The sequence below is a fragment of the Burkholderia sp. Tr-20390 genome (assembly GCF_017104595.1).
Lineage (GTDB): Bacteria > Pseudomonadota > Gammaproteobacteria > Burkholderiales > Burkholderiaceae > Burkholderia.
The window spans coordinates 12,448-33,872 of the sequence record NZ_JAAGPC010000061.1 but is presented as its reverse complement, the minus strand read 5'-3'; the positions used below and the strand labels follow the sequence as shown (position 1 = coordinate 33,872).

18 protein-coding genes are annotated in these 21,425 nt (G+C 68.0%); 9 read left to right on the top strand and 9 right to left on the bottom strand.

What is annotated here, in order from left to right; translation table 11 throughout:
• Positions 1-3: 3 nt before the first annotated feature.
• Positions 4-516: a nuclear transport factor 2 family protein gene (locus G3N98_RS18455; RefSeq protein WP_206148842.1), complete on the bottom strand. Its 513-nt coding sequence runs from the start codon at positions 514-516 to the stop codon at positions 4-6.
• A gap of 212 nt (positions 517-728) precedes the next feature.
• On the opposite strand from G3N98_RS18455, the gene G3N98_RS18450 reads away from it, so the two are divergent.
• The 5 genes from G3N98_RS18450 to G3N98_RS18430 all read left to right on the top strand — a co-directional run bounded on the left by G3N98_RS18450 (position 729) and on the right by G3N98_RS18430 (position 6,196).
• A complete protein-coding gene (locus tag G3N98_RS18450) occupies positions 729-1,232 on the top strand; it encodes a nuclear transport factor 2 family protein (protein WP_206148841.1) in 504 nt (167 codons plus the stop codon).
• A 55-nt stretch (positions 1,233-1,287) separates the two neighbouring features.
• Positions 1,288-2,154 (top strand): SDR family NAD(P)-dependent oxidoreductase, encoded by an 867-nt coding sequence (locus G3N98_RS18445; protein WP_206136582.1) that lies wholly within the window; start codon positions 1,288-1,290, stop codon positions 2,152-2,154.
• 9 nt (positions 2,155-2,163) lie between these two features.
• Positions 2,164-2,919: an SDR family oxidoreductase gene (locus G3N98_RS18440; protein ID WP_206148840.1), complete on the top strand. Its 756-nt coding sequence runs from the start codon at positions 2,164-2,166 to the stop codon at positions 2,917-2,919.
• A gap of 109 nt (positions 2,920-3,028) precedes the next feature.
• Positions 3,029-3,805, top strand: coding sequence for a glucose 1-dehydrogenase (locus G3N98_RS18435; protein ID WP_206148839.1), 777 nt, complete (start codon positions 3,029-3,031; stop codon positions 3,803-3,805).
• A gap of 525 nt (positions 3,806-4,330) precedes the next feature.
• On the top strand, positions 4,331-6,196 hold the full coding sequence (locus tag G3N98_RS18430; RefSeq protein WP_175238460.1) for a phosphoenolpyruvate carboxykinase (GTP): 1,866 nt from the start codon (positions 4,331-4,333) through the stop codon (positions 6,194-6,196).
• Between the two features lie 97 nt (positions 6,197-6,293).
• On the opposite strand, the gene G3N98_RS18425 is transcribed toward G3N98_RS18430, so the two are convergent.
• From G3N98_RS18425 to G3N98_RS18405, 5 genes are read right to left on the bottom strand one after another with little or no spacing between them, the layout of a single operon-like run.
• Complete coding sequence (locus G3N98_RS18425; protein WP_206148838.1) at positions 6,294-7,202, bottom strand: NAD-dependent epimerase/dehydratase family protein; 909 nt, start codon at positions 7,200-7,202, stop codon at positions 6,294-6,296.
• 58 nt (positions 7,203-7,260) lie between these two features.
• Complete coding sequence (locus G3N98_RS18420; protein WP_206148856.1) at positions 7,261-8,094, bottom strand: SDR family NAD(P)-dependent oxidoreductase; 834 nt, start codon at positions 8,092-8,094, stop codon at positions 7,261-7,263.
• A 40-nt stretch (positions 8,095-8,134) separates the two neighbouring features.
• The gene (locus tag G3N98_RS18415; protein WP_089427418.1) at positions 8,135-8,893 is read right to left on the bottom strand and encodes an SDR family oxidoreductase; all 759 of its coding nucleotides are present in this window, start codon (positions 8,891-8,893) and stop codon (positions 8,135-8,137) included.
• Between the two features lie 40 nt (positions 8,894-8,933).
• A complete protein-coding gene (locus G3N98_RS18410; RefSeq protein ID WP_206148837.1) occupies positions 8,934-9,791 on the bottom strand; it encodes an SDR family oxidoreductase in 858 nt (285 codons plus the stop codon).
• A gap of 3 nt (positions 9,792-9,794) precedes the next feature.
• Positions 9,795-10,211: a nuclear transport factor 2 family protein gene (locus G3N98_RS18405; RefSeq protein WP_206148836.1), complete on the bottom strand. Its 417-nt coding sequence runs from the start codon at positions 10,209-10,211 to the stop codon at positions 9,795-9,797.
• A 461-nt stretch (positions 10,212-10,672) separates the two neighbouring features.
• Between G3N98_RS18405 and G3N98_RS18400 the strand changes: the two genes are divergently transcribed.
• A complete protein-coding gene (locus G3N98_RS18400) occupies positions 10,673-10,882 on the top strand; it encodes a hypothetical protein (protein WP_089427420.1) in 210 nt (69 codons plus the stop codon).
• A gap of 256 nt (positions 10,883-11,138) precedes the next feature.
• Complete coding sequence (locus G3N98_RS18395) at positions 11,139-12,635, top strand: FAD-dependent oxidoreductase (protein ID WP_206148835.1); 1,497 nt, start codon at positions 11,139-11,141, stop codon at positions 12,633-12,635.
• A gap of 101 nt (positions 12,636-12,736) precedes the next feature.
• Here the strand turns inward: G3N98_RS18395 and G3N98_RS18390 are convergent, their stop codons facing one another.
• Entirely contained in the window at positions 12,737-14,401 is a 1,665-nt protein-coding gene (locus tag G3N98_RS18390) for an acid phosphatase (protein WP_206148834.1), read from the bottom strand.
• A gap of 482 nt (positions 14,402-14,883) precedes the next feature.
• On the opposite strand from G3N98_RS18390, the gene ftsH reads away from it, so the two are divergent.
• Both ftsH and G3N98_RS18380 read left to right on the top strand, forming a co-directional pair.
• Positions 14,884-16,860 carry an ATP-dependent zinc metalloprotease FtsH gene (gene ftsH / locus G3N98_RS18385; RefSeq protein ID WP_206148833.1) on the top strand — a complete coding sequence of 659 codons (1,977 nt, stop codon included), beginning with the start codon at positions 14,884-14,886 and terminating at the stop codon, positions 16,858-16,860.
• Between the two features lie 83 nt (positions 16,861-16,943).
• Positions 16,944-17,411, top strand: a complete 468-nt coding sequence (locus G3N98_RS18380) for an OsmC family protein (protein ID WP_206148832.1) — start codon at positions 16,944-16,946, stop codon at positions 17,409-17,411.
• 16 nt (positions 17,412-17,427) lie between these two features.
• Here G3N98_RS18380 and otsA read toward each other — a convergent pair whose 3' ends face one another.
• Entirely contained in the window at positions 17,428-18,834 is a 1,407-nt protein-coding gene (otsA, locus tag G3N98_RS18375; protein ID WP_089496892.1) for an alpha,alpha-trehalose-phosphate synthase (UDP-forming), read from the bottom strand.
• A 670-nt stretch (positions 18,835-19,504) separates the two neighbouring features.
• Positions 19,505-21,124: a methyl-accepting chemotaxis protein gene (locus G3N98_RS18370; RefSeq protein WP_089474931.1), complete on the bottom strand. Its 1,620-nt coding sequence runs from the start codon at positions 21,122-21,124 to the stop codon at positions 19,505-19,507.
• Between the last annotated feature and the right edge of the window lie 301 nt (positions 21,125-21,425).

Here is a 21,425-nt window from a genome sequence, read left to right as displayed (position 1 = left end):
GATTCAGGAAGCGGTTTCAGGCGATCCGGCCGCCTGGTGCGCGCCCGGCGCGAACCGGTTCGCGGTCAGCGTGAACGACGGCGGAATCGGCGACGTAACGGTTTCGAACAGCCGCTCGTGACGCATCGCGTGAATGCGCCACACGCCATCGCGTTTCACGTACTGGTCGTCGTAGAACGCGGTGCCGTGCAGCAGGTAGTTATCCTCAAGATTGATTGCGTGATCCTCGAGAAACCACACGCCGCACGCGTGATCGGCCGAGACCAGCGTGAGCTCGGGGTGATGGCCGTGATGCATCGTCAGGAAGGTCGGCTTGCCGATCAGCGCGCGCAGGCTCGACACGAACGCGTCGCGGCCATCGTACGCATAGCGGCCGCCATACAGCCGCGCCTCGCAGTCGTCGGTCAGGCAATCGGCAAGCAGCGCCCAGTCGTGCGTGTCGACCGCGCGGAAATACCGGTACTTCAACTGTCGGATCTGCTCGTACTCATGGAGCGTGCGGGTCGTGTCGTCCATCGCCGGGTCTCGTGGTGGTGTCGTTCGATGGTAGGAACGAAGCCGCCTGCATCACATCGTCTGTTCGGACGAATGCCGCCGACACGCGCAAACAGCACGGCCGAAACGAATCACGGATTTCATCCGAACGGGTGATGGCCGACGCATCGCGCGGCGGTAACGTGGCATCGACGCGGCCTTCGAACCGCGCCGGCACCGAACAAGGAGACAGGATGACCCTCATCGAATCGCTGGAAGCGCGCGTGCGCCGGCTCGAGGACGCCGACGCAATTCGCCGGCTGAAGGCGCGCTACTTCACCTGCTGCGACCGCAAGGATCCGGAAGGGATGCGCGACTGCTTCGCGCCCGGCCCCGTGCAGATCGACTACGGCCGGATCGGCACGTTCGATACACGCGACGCGCTCGTCGACGTCTTCGCGCAACTCGGCTGCCATCCGCACATCGTCGAGATGCACCACGGCGTGAATCCCGAGATCGATGTGCTCGACGCGACGCATGCACGCGGCACGTGGGGCCTGCACTACCAGATAATCGACACGAACGCGCGCACGCTCACGCAGCTCGGCGCGTACTACGACGACGAATACCGGAAGGTCGACGGCGAATGGAAGATCGCGGGCACGCGCTGCGTCGTCACGTCGACGCTGTCGGCCCGCTACGAAGGCGATGCGCCGGGCGTGCTGTTCGCCGGCACGCAGCCGCCGGCGGCCGCGTGACGCACGCGAACGCCATTCACGTGGCGCCCAGCACATTCCACAGGAGACATCGAACATGACACAGAACCACGAGGCGCCGGTCGCCGTCGTGACGGGCGCATCGCGCGGCGCGGGCAAGGGCATCGCGCGCGCGCTCGGCGCGGCCGGCATGACCGTTTATGTGACGGGCCGCTCGCAGAACGAAGGCGATGCGCCGCTGCCCGGCACGATCCACGAAACCGCGCGCGAGATCGATGCGCTCGGCGGCCGCGGAATCGCGGTGGCCTGCGACCACGCGGACGACGCCCAGGTGCAGGCGCTGTTCGAGCGTGTCGAACGCGAAAGCGGGCGGCTCGACATCCTCGTGAACAACGCGACCTACCTGCACGATCAGTTGATCCTGCCGGGCCCGTTCTGGGAGAAGTCGCTCGATCTCGTCAACATCCTCGATGTCGGGCTGCGCTCGGCCTATGTCGCGAGCTGGCACGCGGCGCGGCTGATGGCGCGCCGCCGCAGCGGGCTGATCGCGTTCACGTCGTCGTTCGGCGCGAGCTGCTACATGCACGGCGCGGCGTACGGCGCGCAGAAGTCCGGCGTCGACAAGTTCGCGAAGGACATGGCCGTCGACCTGAAGCCGTTCGACGTCGCGGCCGTGTCGATCTGGATGGGCCCGCTGCGCACCGAGCGCACGACGCGCGTGTGGGAAGAACACCCGGATCTGTACAAGGATTTCTCGCTCGTCGCGGAAAGCCCCGAATTCACGGGCCGCGTGATTCACGCGATCCACGGCGATCCGCAGCGCATGGCGCTGTCGGGGCAGGTGCTCGTCGGCGCGGAAGCCGCGCTGCGGTACGGCATCGCCGATCTCGACGGCAAGCAGCCGCCTTCTTACCGCGAACTGCTCGGCGGGCCCGTGCAGGCGCATCCGGCGATCGTCGCCTGAGGAGCACGCATGGGCATCCTGACAGGCAAGGTCGCGCTCGTGACGGGCGCGGGGCAGGGCGTCGGCCAGGGCGTCGCGCAGGCGCTCGCGGCGGAAGGGGCGCACGTCGCGGTGGTCGGCCGCACCCTCGACAAGCTGCTCGCGACCTGCGAGGCGATCCGTGCGCGCGGCGGCGTGGCCGAGCCGTTCGTCTGCGACGTGATGGACGCGACGCAGATCGAGCAATGCGTCGACAACGTCGTCGCACGGTTCGGTGGCGTGCAGATCCTGATCAACAACGCGCAGGTCGTGCCGCTCGGCCGTCTGCTCGACGTGACCGACTCGAGTTTCCTGGCGGGGCTCGAATCGGGGCCGATCGCGACGCTGCGCATGATGCGCGCGTGCCATCCGTATCTGAAGGGCGACGGCGTGATCGTCAATTTCGCGTCGTCGGCCGCGGTGCGCTGGGATGCGTCGGGCTACGGCGCGTATGCGGCGACCAAGGAGGCGATTCGTGCGCTGACGCGCGCGGCGGCCTGCGAATGGGGCGTGGACGGCATCCGCGTGAACGCGGTCGCGCCGCACGCGTTGTCGCCGGGCCTGAAAGGCTGGGTCGACGCGAATCCGCAGGAAGCCGCGGCGTTTTTCCGCACGATTCCGCTCGGCCGCGTCGGCGACTGCGAGCAGGACATCGGGCGCGCGATCGTGTTTCTGGCGAGCCGCGATGCCGCCTACCTGACGGGCGCGACGCTGCCGCTCGACGGCGGGCAGGCTTACTGGGGCTGACGGCGGGGGCCGACGGCGCGCGGTGCTTGCCGCGTGCCAATCATGAACCGGCGAGCACGCGCACGCCTGCGCGCGGCCACCGGCAAACCGGAATCGAAGCGAGGACGACATGGGTCGACTGGAAGGAAAGGTAGCGATCGTCACGGGTGGTGCGCGTGGCATGGGCGCGGCGACGTGCCGGCTGTTCGTCGCGGAGGGCGCGCGCGTCGTGATCGGCGACGTGCTCGATGCGCAAGGCGAAGCGCTCGCGCGCGAGCTCGGCGACGCGGCGCGCTTCATGCGGCTCGACGTCGCCGACGAAGCGAGCTGGGCGCGCGTGACCGAAGCGACGATGGAGCAGTTCGGCCGGATCGACGTACTGGTCAACAATGCAGCCGTGCTGACGTTCGGCGGTATCACGGAGCTGTCGAAACGCGATTTCGAGCGCGCGGTGTCGATCAACCTCGTCGGGACGTTCGTCGGCATCCGGACCATCGCGCCACGCATGATCGCGCAGAAGAGCGGGTCGATCGTCAACATCTCGTCGGTGGACGGGCTGCGCGGCGTGAACGCGCTGGCCGCGTACGTGTCGAGCAAATGGGGCGTGCGCGGGCTGACGAAGGTCGCGGCGCTCGAACTCGGCCATCAGGGCGTGCGCGTGAATTCGATCCATCCGGGTGGCGTGAACACCGCGATGTCGAACCCGACCGGCGCGCCGCTCGAGGAAATCAACCAGCACTATGCGAACGTGCCGCTGCAACGCGTCGGCCTGCCCGACGAAATCGCGCGCGCGACGCTGTTCCTCGCGAGCGACGAAGCGTCGTACTGCAACGGCGCCGAGCTGGCCGTCGACGGCGGGATGGCGGCAGGCGCGTATTACCCCGGATTGCCCGGCGCGCCGTTTTGAGCAGGGGTGCCTGCGACACGCTCACGTCAGATGTTTGTGTACGCAACCTAATTCAGGGTTTGCCTGAGTAGCGAAAACGTGAATTCGCCCGGCCCGCGCTCGCGTGGGCCTCACGCGGGAGCGGTGCGGCAAATTTGCCGCTTCCGCGAAACCCTTGCCGGACGGCCGTTCTGGCCGTTTCGTCCCCAAAGCGCGCGCCACGGTGCTGTAAAAAGCACGCACATGCAACCGGCGTGCCGGCGCGCCGACATAGTTGTTTCTTGTTGCAACGCAACGTTTGCCGAATAACGGCGATGGTATGCTGGCCGTCATGGAGTTGTACGGCAGGTTGCTTGTATGGCGAAACTCGCGTTCGCAATTACTAAAGAGACATCACCTTCTCTCGCACGCATCGCGGCATCGACGCGCGCTCCGCTCGCGCGTCCCGTCCTGCGCGCCGCCGCACCCTGCGCTCCAATCGCATACCCCATCTCGCGGGCTCGCCCCGCAACCCCCATCCCCGCCCAATAATCTGGAGACATCCTCATGTCGCAAAACACTTTGGCCGAAGCAACACACGGCCCGCTGATCGCTCCGCCGGCTTTCGTCAAACATCGCAAGCTGATCGACTGGGTGTCGCGTATCGCGGCGCTGACGGAGCCCGAGCGTGTCGTGTGGTGTGACGGTTCGCAGGAAGAAAACGACGCGCTGTGCCAGGCGATGGTCGACCAGGGCACGCTCACGCGCCTGAACCCGGCGAAGCGCCCGAACTCGTATCTCGCGCAATCCGATCCGTCCGACGTCGCGCGCGTCGAGGATCGCACGTTCATCTGCGCGGCCTCGCGGGACGACGTCGGCCCGACCAACAACTGGATCGAACCCGCCGAAATGCGCGAGACGCTCAACGGCCTGTTCCGCGGCTCGATGCGCGGCCGCACGCTGTACGTCGTGCCGTTTTCGATGGGCCCGCTCGGCTCGCCGATCGCGCACGTCGGCGTCGAACTGTCCGACAGCCCGTACGTTGTCGTGAACATGCGGATCATGACGCGCATGGGTCGTGAGGTGTACGACGTGCTGGGCGAGGACGGCGAGTTCGTGCCGTGCGTGCACAGCGTCGGCCATCCGCTCGAAGCCGGCCAGCAGGATGTGCCGTGGCCGTGCAACCCGGTCAAGTACATCGTGCATTTCCCCGAGACGCGCGAGATCTGGAGTTTCGGCTCGGGCTACGGCGGCAACGCGCTGCTCGGCAAGAAGTGTTTCGCGCTGCGTATCGCGTCGACGATGGGCCGCGACCAGGGCTGGCTCGCCGAACACATGCTGATCCTCGGCGTGACGTCGCCGGCCGGCAAGAAATATCACGTCGCGGCTGCGTTCCCGTCCGCGTGCGGCAAGACCAACTTCGCGATGCTGATTCCGCCGCAGGGCTTCGACGGCTGGAAGGTCACGACGATCGGCGACGACATCGCGTGGCTGAAGCCGGGCCGCGACGGCCGACTGTATGCGATCAACCCGGAAGCGGGCTTCTTCGGCGTCGCGCCGGGCACCGGCGTGAAGACGAACCCGAACGCGATCTCGACGCTCACCGAGAACGTGATCTTCACGAACGTCGCGCTGACGGAAGACGGCGACGTGTGGTGGGAAGGGCTGACCGACACGCCGCCCGCGAAGCTGACCGACTGGCAGGGCAACCCGTGGACGCCGGAGATCGGCAAGGAAACCGGCCGCAAGGCCGCGCATCCGAATTCGCGCTTCACGGCGCCGGCCGCGCAGTGTCCGTCGATCGACGGCGACTGGGAGAACCCGGCCGGCGTGCCGATCGATGCATTCATCTTCGGCGGCCGCCGTTCGACGACCGTGCCGCTGGTGACCGAGGCGCGCGACTGGGTCGAAGGCGTGTACATGGCCGCGACGATGGGCTCGGAAACCACCGCCGCGGCGGTCGGCCAGCAGGGCATCGTGCGTCGCGATCCGTTCGCGATGCTGCCGTTCTGCGGCTACAACGTCAGCGATTATTTCGCGCACTGGCTCAAGCTCGGCAAGCAGCTCGAAGGCGCGGGCGCGAAACTGCCGAAAATCTACTGCGTGAACTGGTTCCGCAAGGATGCGAACGGCAAGTTCGTGTGGCCGGGCTTCGGCGAGAACATGCGCGTGCTGAAGTGGATGCTGGATCGTCTCGAAGGCACCGGTGGCGGCGGCGAGCATGCGTTCGGCGTGTCGCCCGCGTATGAGGACCTGCACTGGGACGGCCTCGATTTCACGCGCGATCAGTTCGATGCGGTGACGTCGATGAACGCCGACGAATGGCGCGAGGAGCTGAAGCTTCATGCGGCGCTGTTCGATATGCTGAAGCTGCGCCTGCCGGCCGAAATGTCCGATACGATGAAGAAGATCGAGCAGCGCATCGGCGCCTGACGGTTCGCATTCGCGTAGTCATCCTGACGTCCCGCCGCCGGCATGCATCGCCGGCGGCGGGACGTTTTTGCATCGGCTCCACACACGCGCCGTTCGCTTACTGCGCGCGGCAATGCGCGACGACCTCGTCCACCGCGCGCTGCACGTCGCCGCGCCGGTAGCGCAGCAGCGCGCTGTCGGCCGGATCGGGCTCGTACGACACGACGTTGCCGCGCCCCGTGTAGATCGCCATGTCGGGCAGCAGCGGATGCTCCCGGTCGAGCGACGGCACGTCCTGCGGATTGCCGGCCGCGCGGAAGAAGGCCGCGAAGTAATCGGCGAAGCTGAGATTCTCGTCGCCGACGAGGTACGCCTTGCCCGCTTCGCCGCGCTGCAACGCCCCCCAGATCGCTTCCGACAGCGATTGCGTCGAGATGAAGTTGCTGCCGCCGGCCGGCCCGAACACGGGCAGCCCCGCGAACTGGCCCTGCGCGTAGCCGGTGTACGCCGCGAACATCTCGTTGCGCAGCCCCGGCACCGACCCGACGACGAACGGCGCGTTGACGCTGCACACGGCGAACGACGGCGTCGCGAGCGCGCGCACGCGTTCGTCGGCGAGATGGCGCGAGCGAACGTACGGCACCGTGTCGACGAGCGCCGGCGCGACCTGCGGATAGAAGCTGCCGACCAGCACCGCACGCTTCACGCCTGCCTCGCGCGCCAGCGCGAAGAAGCGCGGCACCGCATCGACGTTCGCGCGTTCCCAGTGCGCGGCTTCGTCGGTGCCGGGCGGCAGGTGGCGGATGTCGTTGCCGGCCGCGAACACCACCGCGTCGAACGGTGCGAGGTCGTCGCGCGTGAAGTTGCCGGCGACGTAGTCGCGCAGCAGCACGTCGAACCGCGCGAGCGCGCTGCCGGGGGCGGGCGGCTTGCGCGCGGCGAGCGTGACGGGGTTGCCCTGCGCGTGCAGGTGCAGCGCGGCATGGCCGCCGATGAGGCCGGTGCCGCCGACGATCAGGATCTTCATGATGTCTCCGAAAGCGGCGCCATTTCGCCGCGTGAAATGAACAGGCGAGCGGTGCCGCTCAGAAGTTGAAGCCGTTGCCCGTGACGACGGGCAGGTTGGTCCAGAAGCCGTTCGGGTCGCGATACCAGCCGGCCGCCGCGAGCGCGCCGCCGTCGACATGCAGCGTCGTGCCGGTGATCCAGGCAGCGAGCGGGCTCGCGAGGAACAGCGCGGCGCCCGCGATATCGCCGGCCGCGCCGAAGCGCCCGAGCGGGATCCAGCGCGGGATGTGCCCGTGATGCTCGGCCGCGACCATCGCGCTGACGGGCACCTGCGGCGTCTCGGTGGTTTCGGGAGCGATCTGGTTCACACGAATGCCGGCCGGCCCGAGTTCGAGAGCAAGGCTCTTCGTGAAGCCGGTCAGCGCGGCCTTGAACGACGCGTACACGGTGCAGTTCGGAATCGCGCGAAAGCCTTCGATCGACGACACGCCGACGATGCTGCTGCCCGCGCCGCGCTTGCGCAGCAACGGCAGCATCGCGCGCGTGACGATGAAGACCTGGCGCAGGTTCACATCGAACAGCCGCGCGATGTCGTCGTCGGTGCAGTCGTCGAACGGTTTCGCGATCTGCAGGAAATCGCCGACATTGTTGACGAGTACGTCGAGGCCGCCGAAGCGTGCGTCGACGGTGCGCGCGAATGCATCGACCTCGTCGCGACGCGTGACGTCCACGGTGCCGACGAGCGCATCGACGCCCGCCGCTTCGAGTGCCTGGCGCACGTCGTGCGCGCGGGCCGGGTCGATCTCGGCTACCGCGACGCGCGCGCCGGCCGCGCCGAACGCTTCCGCGCACGCACGGCCGATGCCCGCGCCGCCGCCGGTGACCAGCACGGTCTTGCCGGTGAATGAAATCATCGATGGACTCCTTTGAACGGGACAGCAGTGAGCCGCGTCACAGCGACGACACCAGTTGCGCGTTGTCGATCCGCAGCTCCGCACCGTTCACGAAACGCGATTCGTCGGACGCGAGGAACAGCACGAGATTCGCGACGTCCTGCGGGTCGCACATGCGCGCCATCGGATCGCTGCCGATGCCGAGCGCGGCCGGGTCGAGATCGGGCATCAGCGCCTGCGTCATCGGCGTCCAGATCCCGTCCGGATGGATCGAGTTGCAGCGGATCCGGTAGCCGCTGCGCTTGCAGTGCACGGCGACGCTGCGCGCGAGTGCCGTCACCGCGCCTTTCGATCCGGTGTACGCGCACATCATCGGCAGCCCGCCGAGCGCGGCGACCGACGACATCATCACGATCGAGCCTGGCGTGTCGTTGCCCTTCATCGCGCCGATCGCGTACTGGCAGCCGAGGAAATACCCATCGGCGTTGGTACGCATCACGCGCCGCCACGTGTCGAGGCTCGTGTCCTCGATCGAACCGACCGGGCAGATCGCCGCGTTGTTGACGAGCACGTCGAGGCGGCCGAAGCGGTCGAGCGTCGATGCGATCGCGTGCTGCCAACCGGCTTCGTCGGCGATGTCGTGGCGGACGAACAGCGCCGCGTCGCCGATCTCGCGAGCGAGCGCACGGCCCGCGTCCTCGTCGATGTCGGTCAGCACGACACGCGCACCTTCGGCGGCGAGCAGCAGCGCATCCGCGCGGCCGACGCCGCTTGCCGCGCCGGTGACCAGCGCGACCTTGTTTGCGACTCGATTCATGGTCGGTCGGATTCCTTTGACGTTGAAAGAAGGCGCGCGCTCATGCGGTGCCCGGCACGCGGCCGGCCTTGATCGCGTCGAGCGCGGCCGTGCCGTAGATCCGCGCGATCGTGTCGTCGACGCGCGGGTTGGTGCGCAGCTCATGGCCGCCGTCGACCGCGAAGCTCTGGCCGGTCACCCAGCCCGACTCGGGGCCGGCGAGATAGCGCACCGCATGCGCGATCGCTTCGGGTTCGCCGAGCGTGCCGAGCGGGATCTGTTCGAGAAAGCTGTCGACGAGCGCGCGGTTGTCGAACATCGGCGCGGTGGCTTCCGAGCGCGTGAGGCCCGGGCGCACCGCGTTCACGCGGATCCTCGCGCCGGCCAGTTCCTCGGCCGCGCCGCGCACGAGTGCTTCGAGCGCGGCCTTCGCGGTGCAGTACGCGGACAGCCAGCGGAAATTGATCTGCGCGGCCGTCGACGAAATGCAGACGATCGCGCCGCCGCCGCTGTCGGCGAGCCGCGGCGCGGCATGACGGATCGCGGCGAACGCGCTGTGCAGGTTCAGGTCGATTTCGGCGCGGAACGTGTCGGCGTCGTGCAGCAGCAGCGGCCGGAAGCCCGCCCCGCCGACCGTCGGCACGACGATGTCGAGGCGATGGTCGAGCGCCCACGCGCAGTCGAGCGCGGCCTGCAGGTCGCCTTCGTCACAGGCGTCGCCCGCATGGATCGCGACGCGGCTGCCGGGCACGGCGTCGGTCAATTGCCGCTGCGTGCGTTCGAGCGCGTCGCGGCGGCGGCCCATCAGCACGACGGCCGCGCCGTCGGCGACGAGCGCGTGCGCGCACGCCGCGCCGATGCCGCCGGCGCCGCCCGTGACGAGTGCAGTGCGGCCGGCGAGGGGAGCGGAGGTGCGCATCGTTCAGCCCTCCAGCGGCAGGTCTTGGGCCCAGTCGACGTGCAGCGTGCGCGCGGCGAAGCGCCACGTGCTGCCGTCGACCACGCAACGATCGCGATAGCGCAGCCCCCAGTCGAGCTTGCGCTTCACGCCGTCGCGCACGTAGACGTGGCAGGCGACGCCGTAGGTTTCTACCTCGGCCTCGCCGCCGTCGAGCGTGACGAGCTGGTTGTGCACGTGATGCTGGGTCGCTTCGTAGCGCTCGATCACACGCATGCCCGCGACGATCGCGTCGCGGTCGTCGAAGCGGAAGCCGGGGCCGGCCAGGGCGGCATCGGGCGTGAAGAGCGTGGTGAGGCGAGGCCAGTTGCGCCGGTCGACGGCTTGCGCGTAGCGGCACGCCAGTTCGTACAGCGCGTGGCGGGGATTGGAATCGGTCATGCGTGGGCTCCCGTGGAAGAACGGAACGCGTCGGCCGCGCAAGGCGGGCCGACGCGGCGGCATTGCGACGTCGACGCGCAGGTTCGCATCGCGCAGGCCGGGATTCATCATCCATACGGAGCAGGGCGCGGGTCGGGGAAAACACCGGGGCAGGCCGCCACGTGTCACGTGAGGGCGCAGGGATGGTGCGGTGCGGCGACCGGTGTGCGAGATGCGTCTGACGATTCGTGCGGCCGGCTGCGGCAGGCGGGCGACGTGCCGCGTTTCCTCCGCGTGGGCGAAGCCGCGGCGCGCGATGTTGCGATGCGTCAGGCAGCGCATCGTCCGCTCAGCGTTTGCCCCTAGTCGAAATGGACGATGGCCGGCGGCCGGGCGCTGGCTACCGTGCAGTCATCCGGTGCCGCATGTGATGCACGCCGGACACGAACCGCACCAGCGGACAACCGGAGGGGACGACGATCATGAGACTGACGACTCGCAAGCTGTGCGTATTGGCGATAGGGACGTTCGCTGCCATGGCGATGGCGCGATACGGCGCCGATCAGGTCCCGTCGCCGCCGTATGCGGCCGGCATCCTGCAATGCCGTTCGGTCGACGCGAACGGCCTGCCGACCGGTTGCGTGCCGATCGATCCGTCGCACTTCGGTTTTGCCGCGATGCGCGGCATGTGACACCGGCGCGGCCGCGCGCCGCGCGGCGCGGGCGCGATGGCGTATGGATGCGATTCGCTACGGCAACGGTGGAGTCGCCGCGCGCCGATCCCGCTTCACGCGCTTCGACTTCAACCGGACGAGAGACGGACGTGAGCGTTGCACGCGCACCCGTCGTACGTCCGCCTCGGCAACGGGGCCCGCGGCAACGTCCGCGTCAGTCCCTCGCCACATCCATCGCTTTCCGCAGATTTCCCCAAACGCTGACCCATTCCTCATGTCATCCGACTATTCCCTGACTCACCCCCTGAACACCCGCGACGTGCATCGCTGGGACGCCGAACACGATGTCGTGATCGCCGGCTTCGGCGCGGCCGGCGCCTGCGCGGCGATCGAAGCCGCGAGCGCCGGCGCCGACACGCTGATCGTGGAGCGCGCGTCCAGCTACGGCGGCACGAGCGCGCTGTCGGGCGGCGAGATCTACCTCGGCGGCAGCGGCGGCACACCCGCGCAACGGCAGGCCGGCTTTACCGACGACACCGAGGATCTGTACCGCTACCTGATGCTGGCCGGCGGCCGCGACGCCGACGAGGCGAAAGTGCGCCTCTACGCGAACCACAGCCTGGCGCACCACGACTGGCTCGTCGCGCAGGGCCTCACGTACAAGAACACGTTCATCGCCGAGCGGATCGTCGAACCGGAAACCGACGATTGCCTGATCTGGTCGGGCAGCGAGGAAGCCTGGCCGTTCAGCGAGGCCGCGAAGCCGTGCCCGCGCGGGCACACGCCGCAATGGCCGGGTTGGGGCGGCGGCCAGATGCTGATGCGCGTGCTGGCCGAACGCGTGGCGGCGCTCGGCGTCGCGACGCGCTACGACACGCGCGCGCTCGCATTGATCGTCGACGACGGCGGCGCGGTGTGCGGCGTCGTGCTGCGCGCCTATGGCGAGACGGCATTCGTACGGGCGCGTCGCGCGGTGATCCTGTGCGCGGGCGGCTTCGCGATGAACCGCGAGATGGTGCGCCGGCATGCACCGCAGTTCCTGCGCTCGGACGAGCCGATCGGCAGCCCCGGCGACGACGGCTCGGGCATCCTGCTCGGCCAGAGCGCGGGCGGCGCGGCGATTCACATGGATCAAGGCTTCGTCAGCCTGCCGTTCTACGCGCCCGAATCGCTGATCAAGGGGATCTTCGTGAACGCGCGCGGCCAGCGTTTCATCAACGAGGACGGCTATCACGGCCGCACGGGCCATCACGCGTTCCATCAGGCCGACGACCGGATCTACCTGCTCGTCGACCACGCCACCTACCAGGAGCCGCCCGCGATCGCGCGGATCGGCATCGCGGCGGCTGGCGAAACGTGGGAGGAAGTCGAGCGCGACCTGCAGATGCCGGCCGGCACGCTGACGGCGACCGTCGACGTCTACAACCGCCATGCGGCCGACGGCACCGATCCGCTGTTCCACAAGGCGAGGAAGTGGCTGCAGCCGCTGATCGAGCCGCCGTTCGTCGCGCTCGATTGCCGGATCGACTATGCGTTCTACCCGCACTTCACGCTCGGCGGGCTCGATACGCTGCCGACCGGGCAGGTGGTCGATGCGGCGCGCGCGCCGGTGCCGGGGCTCTATGCGGCGGGCCGCACGACCTGCGGGCTGCCGCGCTGGGGCGCCGGGTACAGCTCGGGGCTGTCGCTGGCTGATGCGACGTTCTTCGGCCGGCAGGCCGGGCGTCACGCTGCGCAGGTGGAGTGCAACGCAGTGCGCCGCGCCGCTTAGCGCTTTCAGGCGCGAAATGAACGACGCCCCGGGCAATCACATCGCCCGGGGCGTCGTCGTTTCAAGCAACCAGGCGGCCAACCAGTCAGGCCAGTCGGCGCTTAGCCCAGATCGAGCGCATTCGTCAGATCACCCGGCGGCGTCGCGCCGCGCGCGGCGAACGCCTTGTTGCGTGCAACCACGCCGTCGAGCGGCGCGAGCCCGTGCACGCGGCTGATGAAGCGCAGGATCGAGTTCGTGTCATACAGCGTGTGATCGACGAAGCCCTTCTTCGCGAACGGCGAGATCACGAGCGCCGGAATCCGCGAACCCGGGCCCCAGCGGTCGCCTTCCGGCGGCGCGACGTGATCCCACCAGCCGCCGTTCTCGTCGTGCGTCATCACGATCACGGTGTGGTCCCATTGCGGCCCGCGCCGGATATGGTCGATCACGGTCGCGATGTGACGGTCGCCCGATTCGATGTCCGCGTAGCCCGCGTGCATGTTCAGGTTGCCCTGCGGCTTGTAGAACGTGACGGCCGGCAGGCGGCCCGCGTCGATGTCGGCGATGAAGTGGTTGGTCGACGGCTCGTCGCCGAGCCCCGCGTCGCGCAGGTGCTTGCGGCGCGCGTCGGTGCCCGGCGCGTAGTTCACGAAATAGTTGAACGGCTGGTGGTGGTACTGGAAATCGGGCACGGTGCCCGTGTCGCGATGCTCGAGCGCGTACTGCCATGCGCCGCTGTACCACGCCCAGTCGATGTTCTTTTCCGACAGGCGATCGCCGATCGTCGCATAGCCCTGCGGCGGCATCACGCGATGGTCGGCCGGATCCGCATACGCGGCGTTGCCCGGATCGGGCGGCGGCACGTAGCTCGGCTGGTACGGCGGGGCCATCGTGTTCACGCCGTAGCCGTCCGGCGTCAGCGGGCCGTCGGCCACGAACTTCGGCGGGCCGTCGAGCGCGGACGCCGGCGAATTGTCGGCGAGCTTCAGGCGCGTACCGGTCGGATCGTCGCCTTCGACCTTCGACAGCAGTTTCGCCGCATGCGGATGCTTGTGCGCGTCCGGATACAGCGGGGGCTGCGCGGAGATCAGGAACATGTGGTTCATCCACGACCCGCCGAATGCCGCCATGAAGAAGTTGTCGCACAGCGTGTATTGGCGCGCGAGATTCCACAGCCGCAGCGTGTCGGCCGAATTGCGATAGTGGCCCATCACGAGGCCACCCGAATCGGCCCACGCGGCGAACTGGTTGTTGCGGCCGGCCGCGATCTGCATCTGGTTCTGGTAGAAGCGATGCCACAGGTCGCGCGTGATCACGCCGTTCGGCAGTGCGTTGCCCTGTGCGTCCTTGATCAGGAACGGCGCGTTCGGCAGCTTGTCGATGTCGCGCTCGGCGATCGCGTAGCGCTTGCCGTCCACTTCCTGCGCCTGCGGCACGAGCCCGCCCCAGATCTTCGGCAGCACGGGCAGCGGCGTCTTGCCGTCGCGATCGAGCTGCTGCGCATGCTCGGGCCGCACCTCGCTCAGAGGATGGCGCACGCCGGGGAAATCGCCGTACAGGTTCGCGAAGCTGCGGTTTTCCGCATAGATCACGACGATGTGGCGCACGCGCTGGCGCAACGCTTCGTCGATGCGCAGGTCGGCGGCCGAACGCGGCGCGTTGCCTGCGGTGGTTTCACAGCCGCTGAGCGCGACACCCGCACCGAGCGCGGCGAGGCCGCCGAGCACGCGGCGGCGGTCGGGATCGGCGGGAAGGTCGTCGGGGCGATCGGGGGTGTCGTTCACGTCGTGGGTTCCTCGAATGGGCGGGTGGACGGGGGCGTGACGCGCGGCGGCGTCGCACAGGCTGCCGCGCCGCGGGATGGAAAGCAACGGCCCCGGTTACGGATGGGCTGGCGCGATCCGTCTGTCACAAAAATGTCACGAACGCGACTATAACGCGGCAACGGGGGCGGATGAAAGGCGTTTGTCGGACGATTCGACGCGCGTCCCGGGCCATGCGCGACGCCCGTGCGCGAACTAGACTGGATTCAGGGGCGGCGCGTCGCAAGCGTGCCGCCCGGGCGAGGATTGCGCGGCGGCGCCGGCCGACGGCGTCGCCGCGGAGCCATTGATGCGACGAACGAGGCGATGAAGCGAGGCGACGATGGCGCGCATGAATGCCGCTTCCGCATGGCCGCCGATGGCGCGCGCCGGTTGCGCGCGTGCCCGCACCCGTCCGCCGTGCCGCGCAACGCAAGCGTAGCGCGCACGTCCGGCCCGACGCCATGGACAGGAAATTCGACTACCCGGGATTGCTGATCGCGGCGGGCTTCTTCGTGCTGTTCGCCGCGCAGTTGCTGATGCTGCGCCCGACGTCGGCGCCGATCGCGTACAGCGATTTCCATCAGCTCGTCGCCGCCCGGCTCGTCGACGATCTCGAAGTCGGCCCCGTATCGATCTCGGGCACGCTGAAGATGCCGCAGGCCGGCACGATGCTGCCGGCATCCGAAGCCGCGGCCGTGCGACAGGCCGGCGCGCCGTGGCGCTTCACGACCAACCGCGTGACCGACGAGCACCTGACCGACACGCTGACCGCCGCCGGCATCCGCTATCACGGTGCGCCCGACACGAGCTGGGTCGCATCGCTTGCGTCGTGGCTGCTGCCGCTCGTGCTGTTCGTGTTCATCTGGAACATGATGCTGCGCAGGCGCGGCGGGCTGCAGGATTTCACCGGGATGGGCAAGAGCCGGGCGCGGGTGTACGTGCAGCAGGAAACCGGCATCACGTTCGACGATATCGCGGGCATCGACGAAGCGAAGGCCGAGCTGCAGCAGCTCGTCGCATTCCTGCGCAACCCCGACCGCTACCAGCGGCTCGGCGGCAAGATCCCGAAGGGCGTGCTCGTGGTCGGCGCGCCGGGCACCGGCAAGACGCTGCTTGCGCGCGCGGTGGCCGGCGAGGCGGCCGTGCCGTTCTTCTCGATCAGCGGCTCGGCGTTCGTCGAGATGTTCGTCGGCGTGGGCGCGGCGCGCGTGCGCGACCTGTTCGAGCAGGCGCAACAGAAGGCGCCGTGCATCGTGTTCGTCGACGAGCTCGATGCGCTCGGCAAGGTGCGCGGCGTCGGCCCGATGTCGGGCAACGACGAACGCGAGCAGACGCTCAATCAGTTGCTCGTCGAGATGGACGGCTTCCAGGCCGGTTCCGGCGTGATCATCATGGCCGCGACGAACCGGCCGGAGATCCTCGATCCCGCGCTGCTGCGGCCGGGCCGCTTCGATCGCCACATCGCGATCGACCGGCCCGACGTGAATGGCCGAAGGCAGATCCTCGGCGTGCACGTGAAGCGCGTGAAGCTCGCGGACGACGTCGATCTTGGCGAACTTGCATCGCGCACGCCGGGCTTCGTCGGCGCGGATCTCGCGAACGTCGTCAACGAGGCGGCGCTGCATGCGGCCGAACTCGGCAAGCAGGCAATCGGCATGGCCGATTTCGACGAGGCGATCGACCGCGCGTTGACGGGCCTCGAGCGCAAGAGCCGCGTGATGAACGCGCAGGAGAAGCTGACCATTGCGTATCACGAGGCCGGACACGCGCTCGTCGCGGAAAGTCGCACGCATTGCGATCCGGTGAAGAAAGTGTCGATCATTCCGCGCGGTGTCGCGGCGCTCGGCTACACGCAGCAGGTACCGACCGAGGATCGCTACGTATTGCGCCGAAGCGAGCTGCTCGACCGGATCGATGCGCTGCTCGGCGGCCGCGCTGCCGAGGAACTCGTGTTCGGCGACGTGTCGACGGGCGCGCAGAACGATCTCGAGCGCGCGACCGCGATGGCGCGCCACATGGTCATGCAGTACGGGATGAGCGAGAAGATCGGGCTCGTGACTTTCGATGACGGCGACACGCGTACCGGCATGCCGGGCGTATGGCATGCGGGCGACGGCCGCTGCAGCGAGCACACCGCGCGGATGATCGACGACGAGGTGCATACGCTGCTGACCGACGCGCATGCGCGCGTCGCGGCCACGCTCGGCGAACGTCGCGATGCGCTGGAACGCATCGCGCGCCGGCTGCTGCAATGCGAAGTGCTCGAACGTGATGCGCTGCAGGCGCTGATCGACGGGCGCGCCGAACCGCCGGCCGCCACGACGCCGGCGCCGGACGACGCAGCCGGCGCACGCGGCGGCGCGATCGAAACGGAGCACGCGTCCGCGGTCGAGCGCGATTTCGTCGCGTACGGGCCGCCACGCGAACCCGAGCGCTGAAGATGCCATGAACCGGCGAGCGGCGCGCGTCGAAGCGACTGCGTGCCGTCATTCCTTTCCCCGTTGATCTCCACGGAGTCGCCATGAGCGAGGCGCACGTATCGGTCGATGTCGCGCAGCAGGCGCGTTTCTGTTTCGAAGTGGTATTTGCCGGCACGACGCTGGCGCCGGTGCTCACCGACGAACCGCCGCCGCACGGCGACGGGCGCGGGCCGAACCCGATCCGGTTATTGGCCGCGGCGGTCGCGACCTGTCTCGCGGCGAGCCTGCTGTTCGCGCTGGAAAGGCAGCATGTCGATCCGCAGCCGATTGCCGCGCACATCGACGTCGACATGGTGCAGAACGAAGCGGGCCGGGTGCGCGTGGGCGCGATGTCGGTACGGCTGTCGATCGGCAAGACGTGGGCCGATCTCGCGGTCGCGACGCGCGTGCTCGATCAGTTCGACGCGTATTGCGTACTGACGGAGAGCCTGCGCGAAGGCATTCCGGTGTCGGTCGACCTGTGCGACGTGAACGGCGCGGCGCTCGAACGCGCGACGACGGACGCGTGAGCGCGCGTCAGATCGGTCAGGATTCGGTCGCGGCCGCGACTTCGGCGGCCTCGGCGAGCGCGTTGAGAAAGCGCGTGCGCCACCAGTGCACGTCGGTCTTGCGCACGATCGCCATCAGCGCCGCGTGGCGCTGGCGGCGTTCTTCGAGCGGCATCGTGAGCGCGCGCTGGATCGCCTGCGCGGTGCCTTGCGTGTCGTACGGATTGACGAGCAGTGCCGACTTCAACTGCTCGGCCGCGCCGGCGAAACGCGACAGCACGAGCACGCCGGGGTCGGCGGCATCCTGCGCGGCGAGAAATTCCTTCGCGACGAGGTTCATCCCGTCGCGCAGCGGCGTGACGAGCGCGACGCGGCTCGCGCGGTAGAGACCTGGCAAGCGCTTGCGCGCGACGGTGCGGTGAATGTAGCGCATCGGCATCCATTCGAGTTCGCCGTAGTCGCCGTTGATCGCGCCGCACAGGCTGTCCATCTCGCGCCGCAGGTCGTCGTACGCGCCGAGATCCTCGCGGCTCGGCGCGGCGATCTGGATCAGCGTCGCGCGGTTGCGGTTCTCCGGATATTGCTCGAGCAACTGGCGGAATGCATTCACGCGCTGCGGCAGCCCCTTCGTGTAGTCGAGGCGGTCGACGCCGACCAGCAACTGGCGGCGCGAGTATTCATCGCGCATCCGCTCGAACATGTCGAGGCCGTCGCGATCGCGCGCGAGCGATTCGAACTCGTCGACGTTGATGCCGATCGGGAATGCGCCGGCCGACAGCGTGCGGCCGAACGCGCGCAGGCGGCCGTCGGGCAGCCGCGCGGCGCCGGCTTCCGCTTCGACGTAATGCTCGAAGTGAAGCAGATCCGACTCGGTCTGGAAGCCGACGAGATCGTAGGCGAACAGCGAACGCATCAGCCATTCGTGTTCCGGGATCGCGGCCATGATCGGCGGCGGCGGCATCGGAATGTGCAGGAAGAAGCCGATCGGGTTCGTGCAGCCCATCGCGCGCAACTCGGCGGCGAGCGGAATCAGCTGGTAGTCGTGGACCCAGATGGTGTCGTCGGGGCGCAGCAGCGTGCGCAGCTTGCGCGCGAACAGCTGGTTCACGCGCCGGTAGCCGTCGGCGAAGCGGCGGTCGAACTGCGCGAGATCGAGCCGGTAGTGAAATACCGGCCACAGCACGTTGTTCGAATAACCGAGGTAGTACGCGTCGTAATCCTGCGGATCGAGATCGATCGTCGCGAGCTGGATGCCGCCGACGTTCTGGATCTGCACCTCGTCGCCGTGCGCAGGCTGGTCGTCGCCGCCGCGTAGCCTCCCGCTCCAGCCGAACCATACGCCGCCGGATTCCTGCAGGCTGTCCTTCACGGCGACGGCGAGCCCGCCGGCCGCGGCTTTACGGGGATCTGCAATGCGATTGGATACGACGACGAGTCGGCTCACCAGCTCTCCTGACGATTGTTGAGGGAAAGGTTCGTGCGGCCGTGGCGCGAGAAGCAGACGCCGCCATCGACGCGCGGTGCGCGCAGGGCGATGGGGCCGCAATGCGATCGGACGGGAGTCAGGGCACGCGATTCGCCGTCCGAACGCGGAGTGCTTTTTTAAGCATACTCGTCATTCGGCTGTTTTAAAAGTCTGCATCGGCGAGCGACGCGCGGGCGAATGCAGCGTGATCTCCATGTCGCCGGTGTGGCAACGTGAGAGACATGGGCGGGATCAAAACTTGCGCAGCGCTGCCGATTCAGCGTGCGCCGCGTGATGCGCAAGCGCGCACGTCACGCGCGATCGAGCGTGACGATGTGCATTTCATGACGTGCGCACGCGGCCCGCGCCGGTCGGTGGAAGCAACCGGCGATGCCGCGGCTGCGACGTCGCGCGAGCGGCACCGAGCGACGCTTAGGCGTGCCGCGCACGCGCGACGCGAATCGGCGCAGCGCGACGTCGTGCAGGCGAACCGGCCGCGCCGGATGGCGACGATACGCAGCTGCACCGCGTGCCGCGTGCGGCCGCACATCGCGCGGTGCGCGCAAGCGTGACGCAGGCGGATCGGCGCAACAGCGGGCGCATCGTCGTCTCCTTGCGGTATCGGTTACGCGGTTGCGAGGTTACGAGGTTACGCAGTGGCCGGTTGCCAGTGATGCACGGCGGGCGCTTGCGCGTACTCGCCCAGCGACGCCACGTGCGTGCCGGACGGCATCCGGAACGCGGCAACCGTTTCGGACAGCTCGCGGCCTTGCGCCTCGAGCGACTTCGATGCGGCCGCGGCCTGCTCGACGAGCGCCGCGTTCTGCTGGGTCGTCTCGTCCATCTGCGTGATCGTCAGGTTCACCTGGTCGATGCCGCGGCTCTGCTCGGCCGACGCGGCCGCGATCTCGCCCATGATGTCCGTCACGCGCGCGACGGCCTGCGTGACGTCCGACATCGTCTTGCCGGCTTCGCCCGCGAGTTCGGAACCGTCGCGGATCGTCTGCACCGACGCGGAGATCAGTTCCTTGATCTCCTTCGCCGCCGTCGATGAGCGTTGCGCGAGGCTGCGCACTTCACTGGCGACCACCGCGAAGCCGCGTCCCTGTTCGCCCGCACGCGCGGCTTCGACGGCTGCGTTCAGCGCAAGGATGTTGGTCTGGAACGCGATGCCTTCGATGATGCCCGTGATGTCCGCGATCTTCGACGAGCTTTGGCCGATCTCCGTCATCGTGTCGACCACGCGGCCGACCACCGCGCTGCCGCGCTGCGCGACGTCTGACGCGTTCGCGGCGAGCGAGCTGGCCTGTTGCGCGTTCTCCGCGTTCAGGCGCACCGTCGACGTGAATTCCTCCATCGTCGCGGCGGTTTCCTGCAGCGACGCGGCCTGTTCCTCGGTGCGCTGGCTCAGGTCGAGGTTGCCCGATGCGATCTCGCTGACCGCATGCGCGATGCTGTTCGACGAATCGCGCACGCGGCCGACGATGCCGATCAGCCGCTCGTTCATCGTTCGCAGCGCGTCGAGCAGGTCGCGCGTCTCGTCGTTGCCGCTCACGTTGATGCGGCTGCCGAGATCGCCGTTCGCGACCGTGCGCGCGACGTCAACGGCCGAGCCGATCGGCACCGTGATCTTGCGCGTCAGCCACAGGCCGCCGCATGCCGCGACCGCGACCGCGATCAGGCAGATGCCGGCCAGCAGGTTGCGTTCCATCGCATAGCGATCCGCGAATTGCTGCGCGATCGCGAGCTCGCGTTCATGCGTATAGGTTGCGTATGCATCGGTTGCGCGCACCAGTTGCGCGAGCAGTGGCCGGCAGTTGCCGTCGATGTCGGCGGTCGCCTCGTCTTTCTTGCCGGCCTGCGCGAGCCCGACGATGCGCAGGGCGACGGGCCCGTAGCTGCCTTCGATGCGCACGATGTCGGCCACCAGTTCGCGCGCGCGATCGGAGGTGTCCGTCGCGTTCGCCATCAGGTCCTTGAGCTTCGCGAGGTGATCCTGCACGTCCTTGTGCGCCTGGTTCACCTCGGCCAGTTCGAGCTCGACGTCGGACGGTTTGGTCACGAGCACGAGGTTGCGCGCGGCGATCGCGCGCCGGTCGACCGCGGTGCGGATTTGCGCGGAAACGGTCGCCCGCGCATTGATGCCGTTCATGTAGCGGGAAAATTCGGCGTTCGTATCGGATAGCGCCTTGAGTGCCATGCCCGACACGATCACGACGACCGCGGCGAGCAGGCCGAAGCCGCCAAGGAGTTTTGTTTTGATGCTCATTCTGGCGATTTTCACAGTGTGCCTCTGTGCGTGTGGTTGACGAATTGAATTTATTGTTCGACCAGATACGGGCTCGTGCCGGCATTAACGGGTATTCGGGATGATTCTTTACCCTTCGAAAACCCTTATATTAGTTTTTTTAGCGCTGGAATCGTTGCCAGATGGGCGCTTCTGATTTTGATCAAAAATCGGCGGAGTGCCCGTAATTAAAAGGTTTATACGTGGAATTCGAAACCGGTTTTCATGGGTGAAACAAAAACTATGGTTTTGCTAATAATTGTCTGATGAATTTGTTTCGATT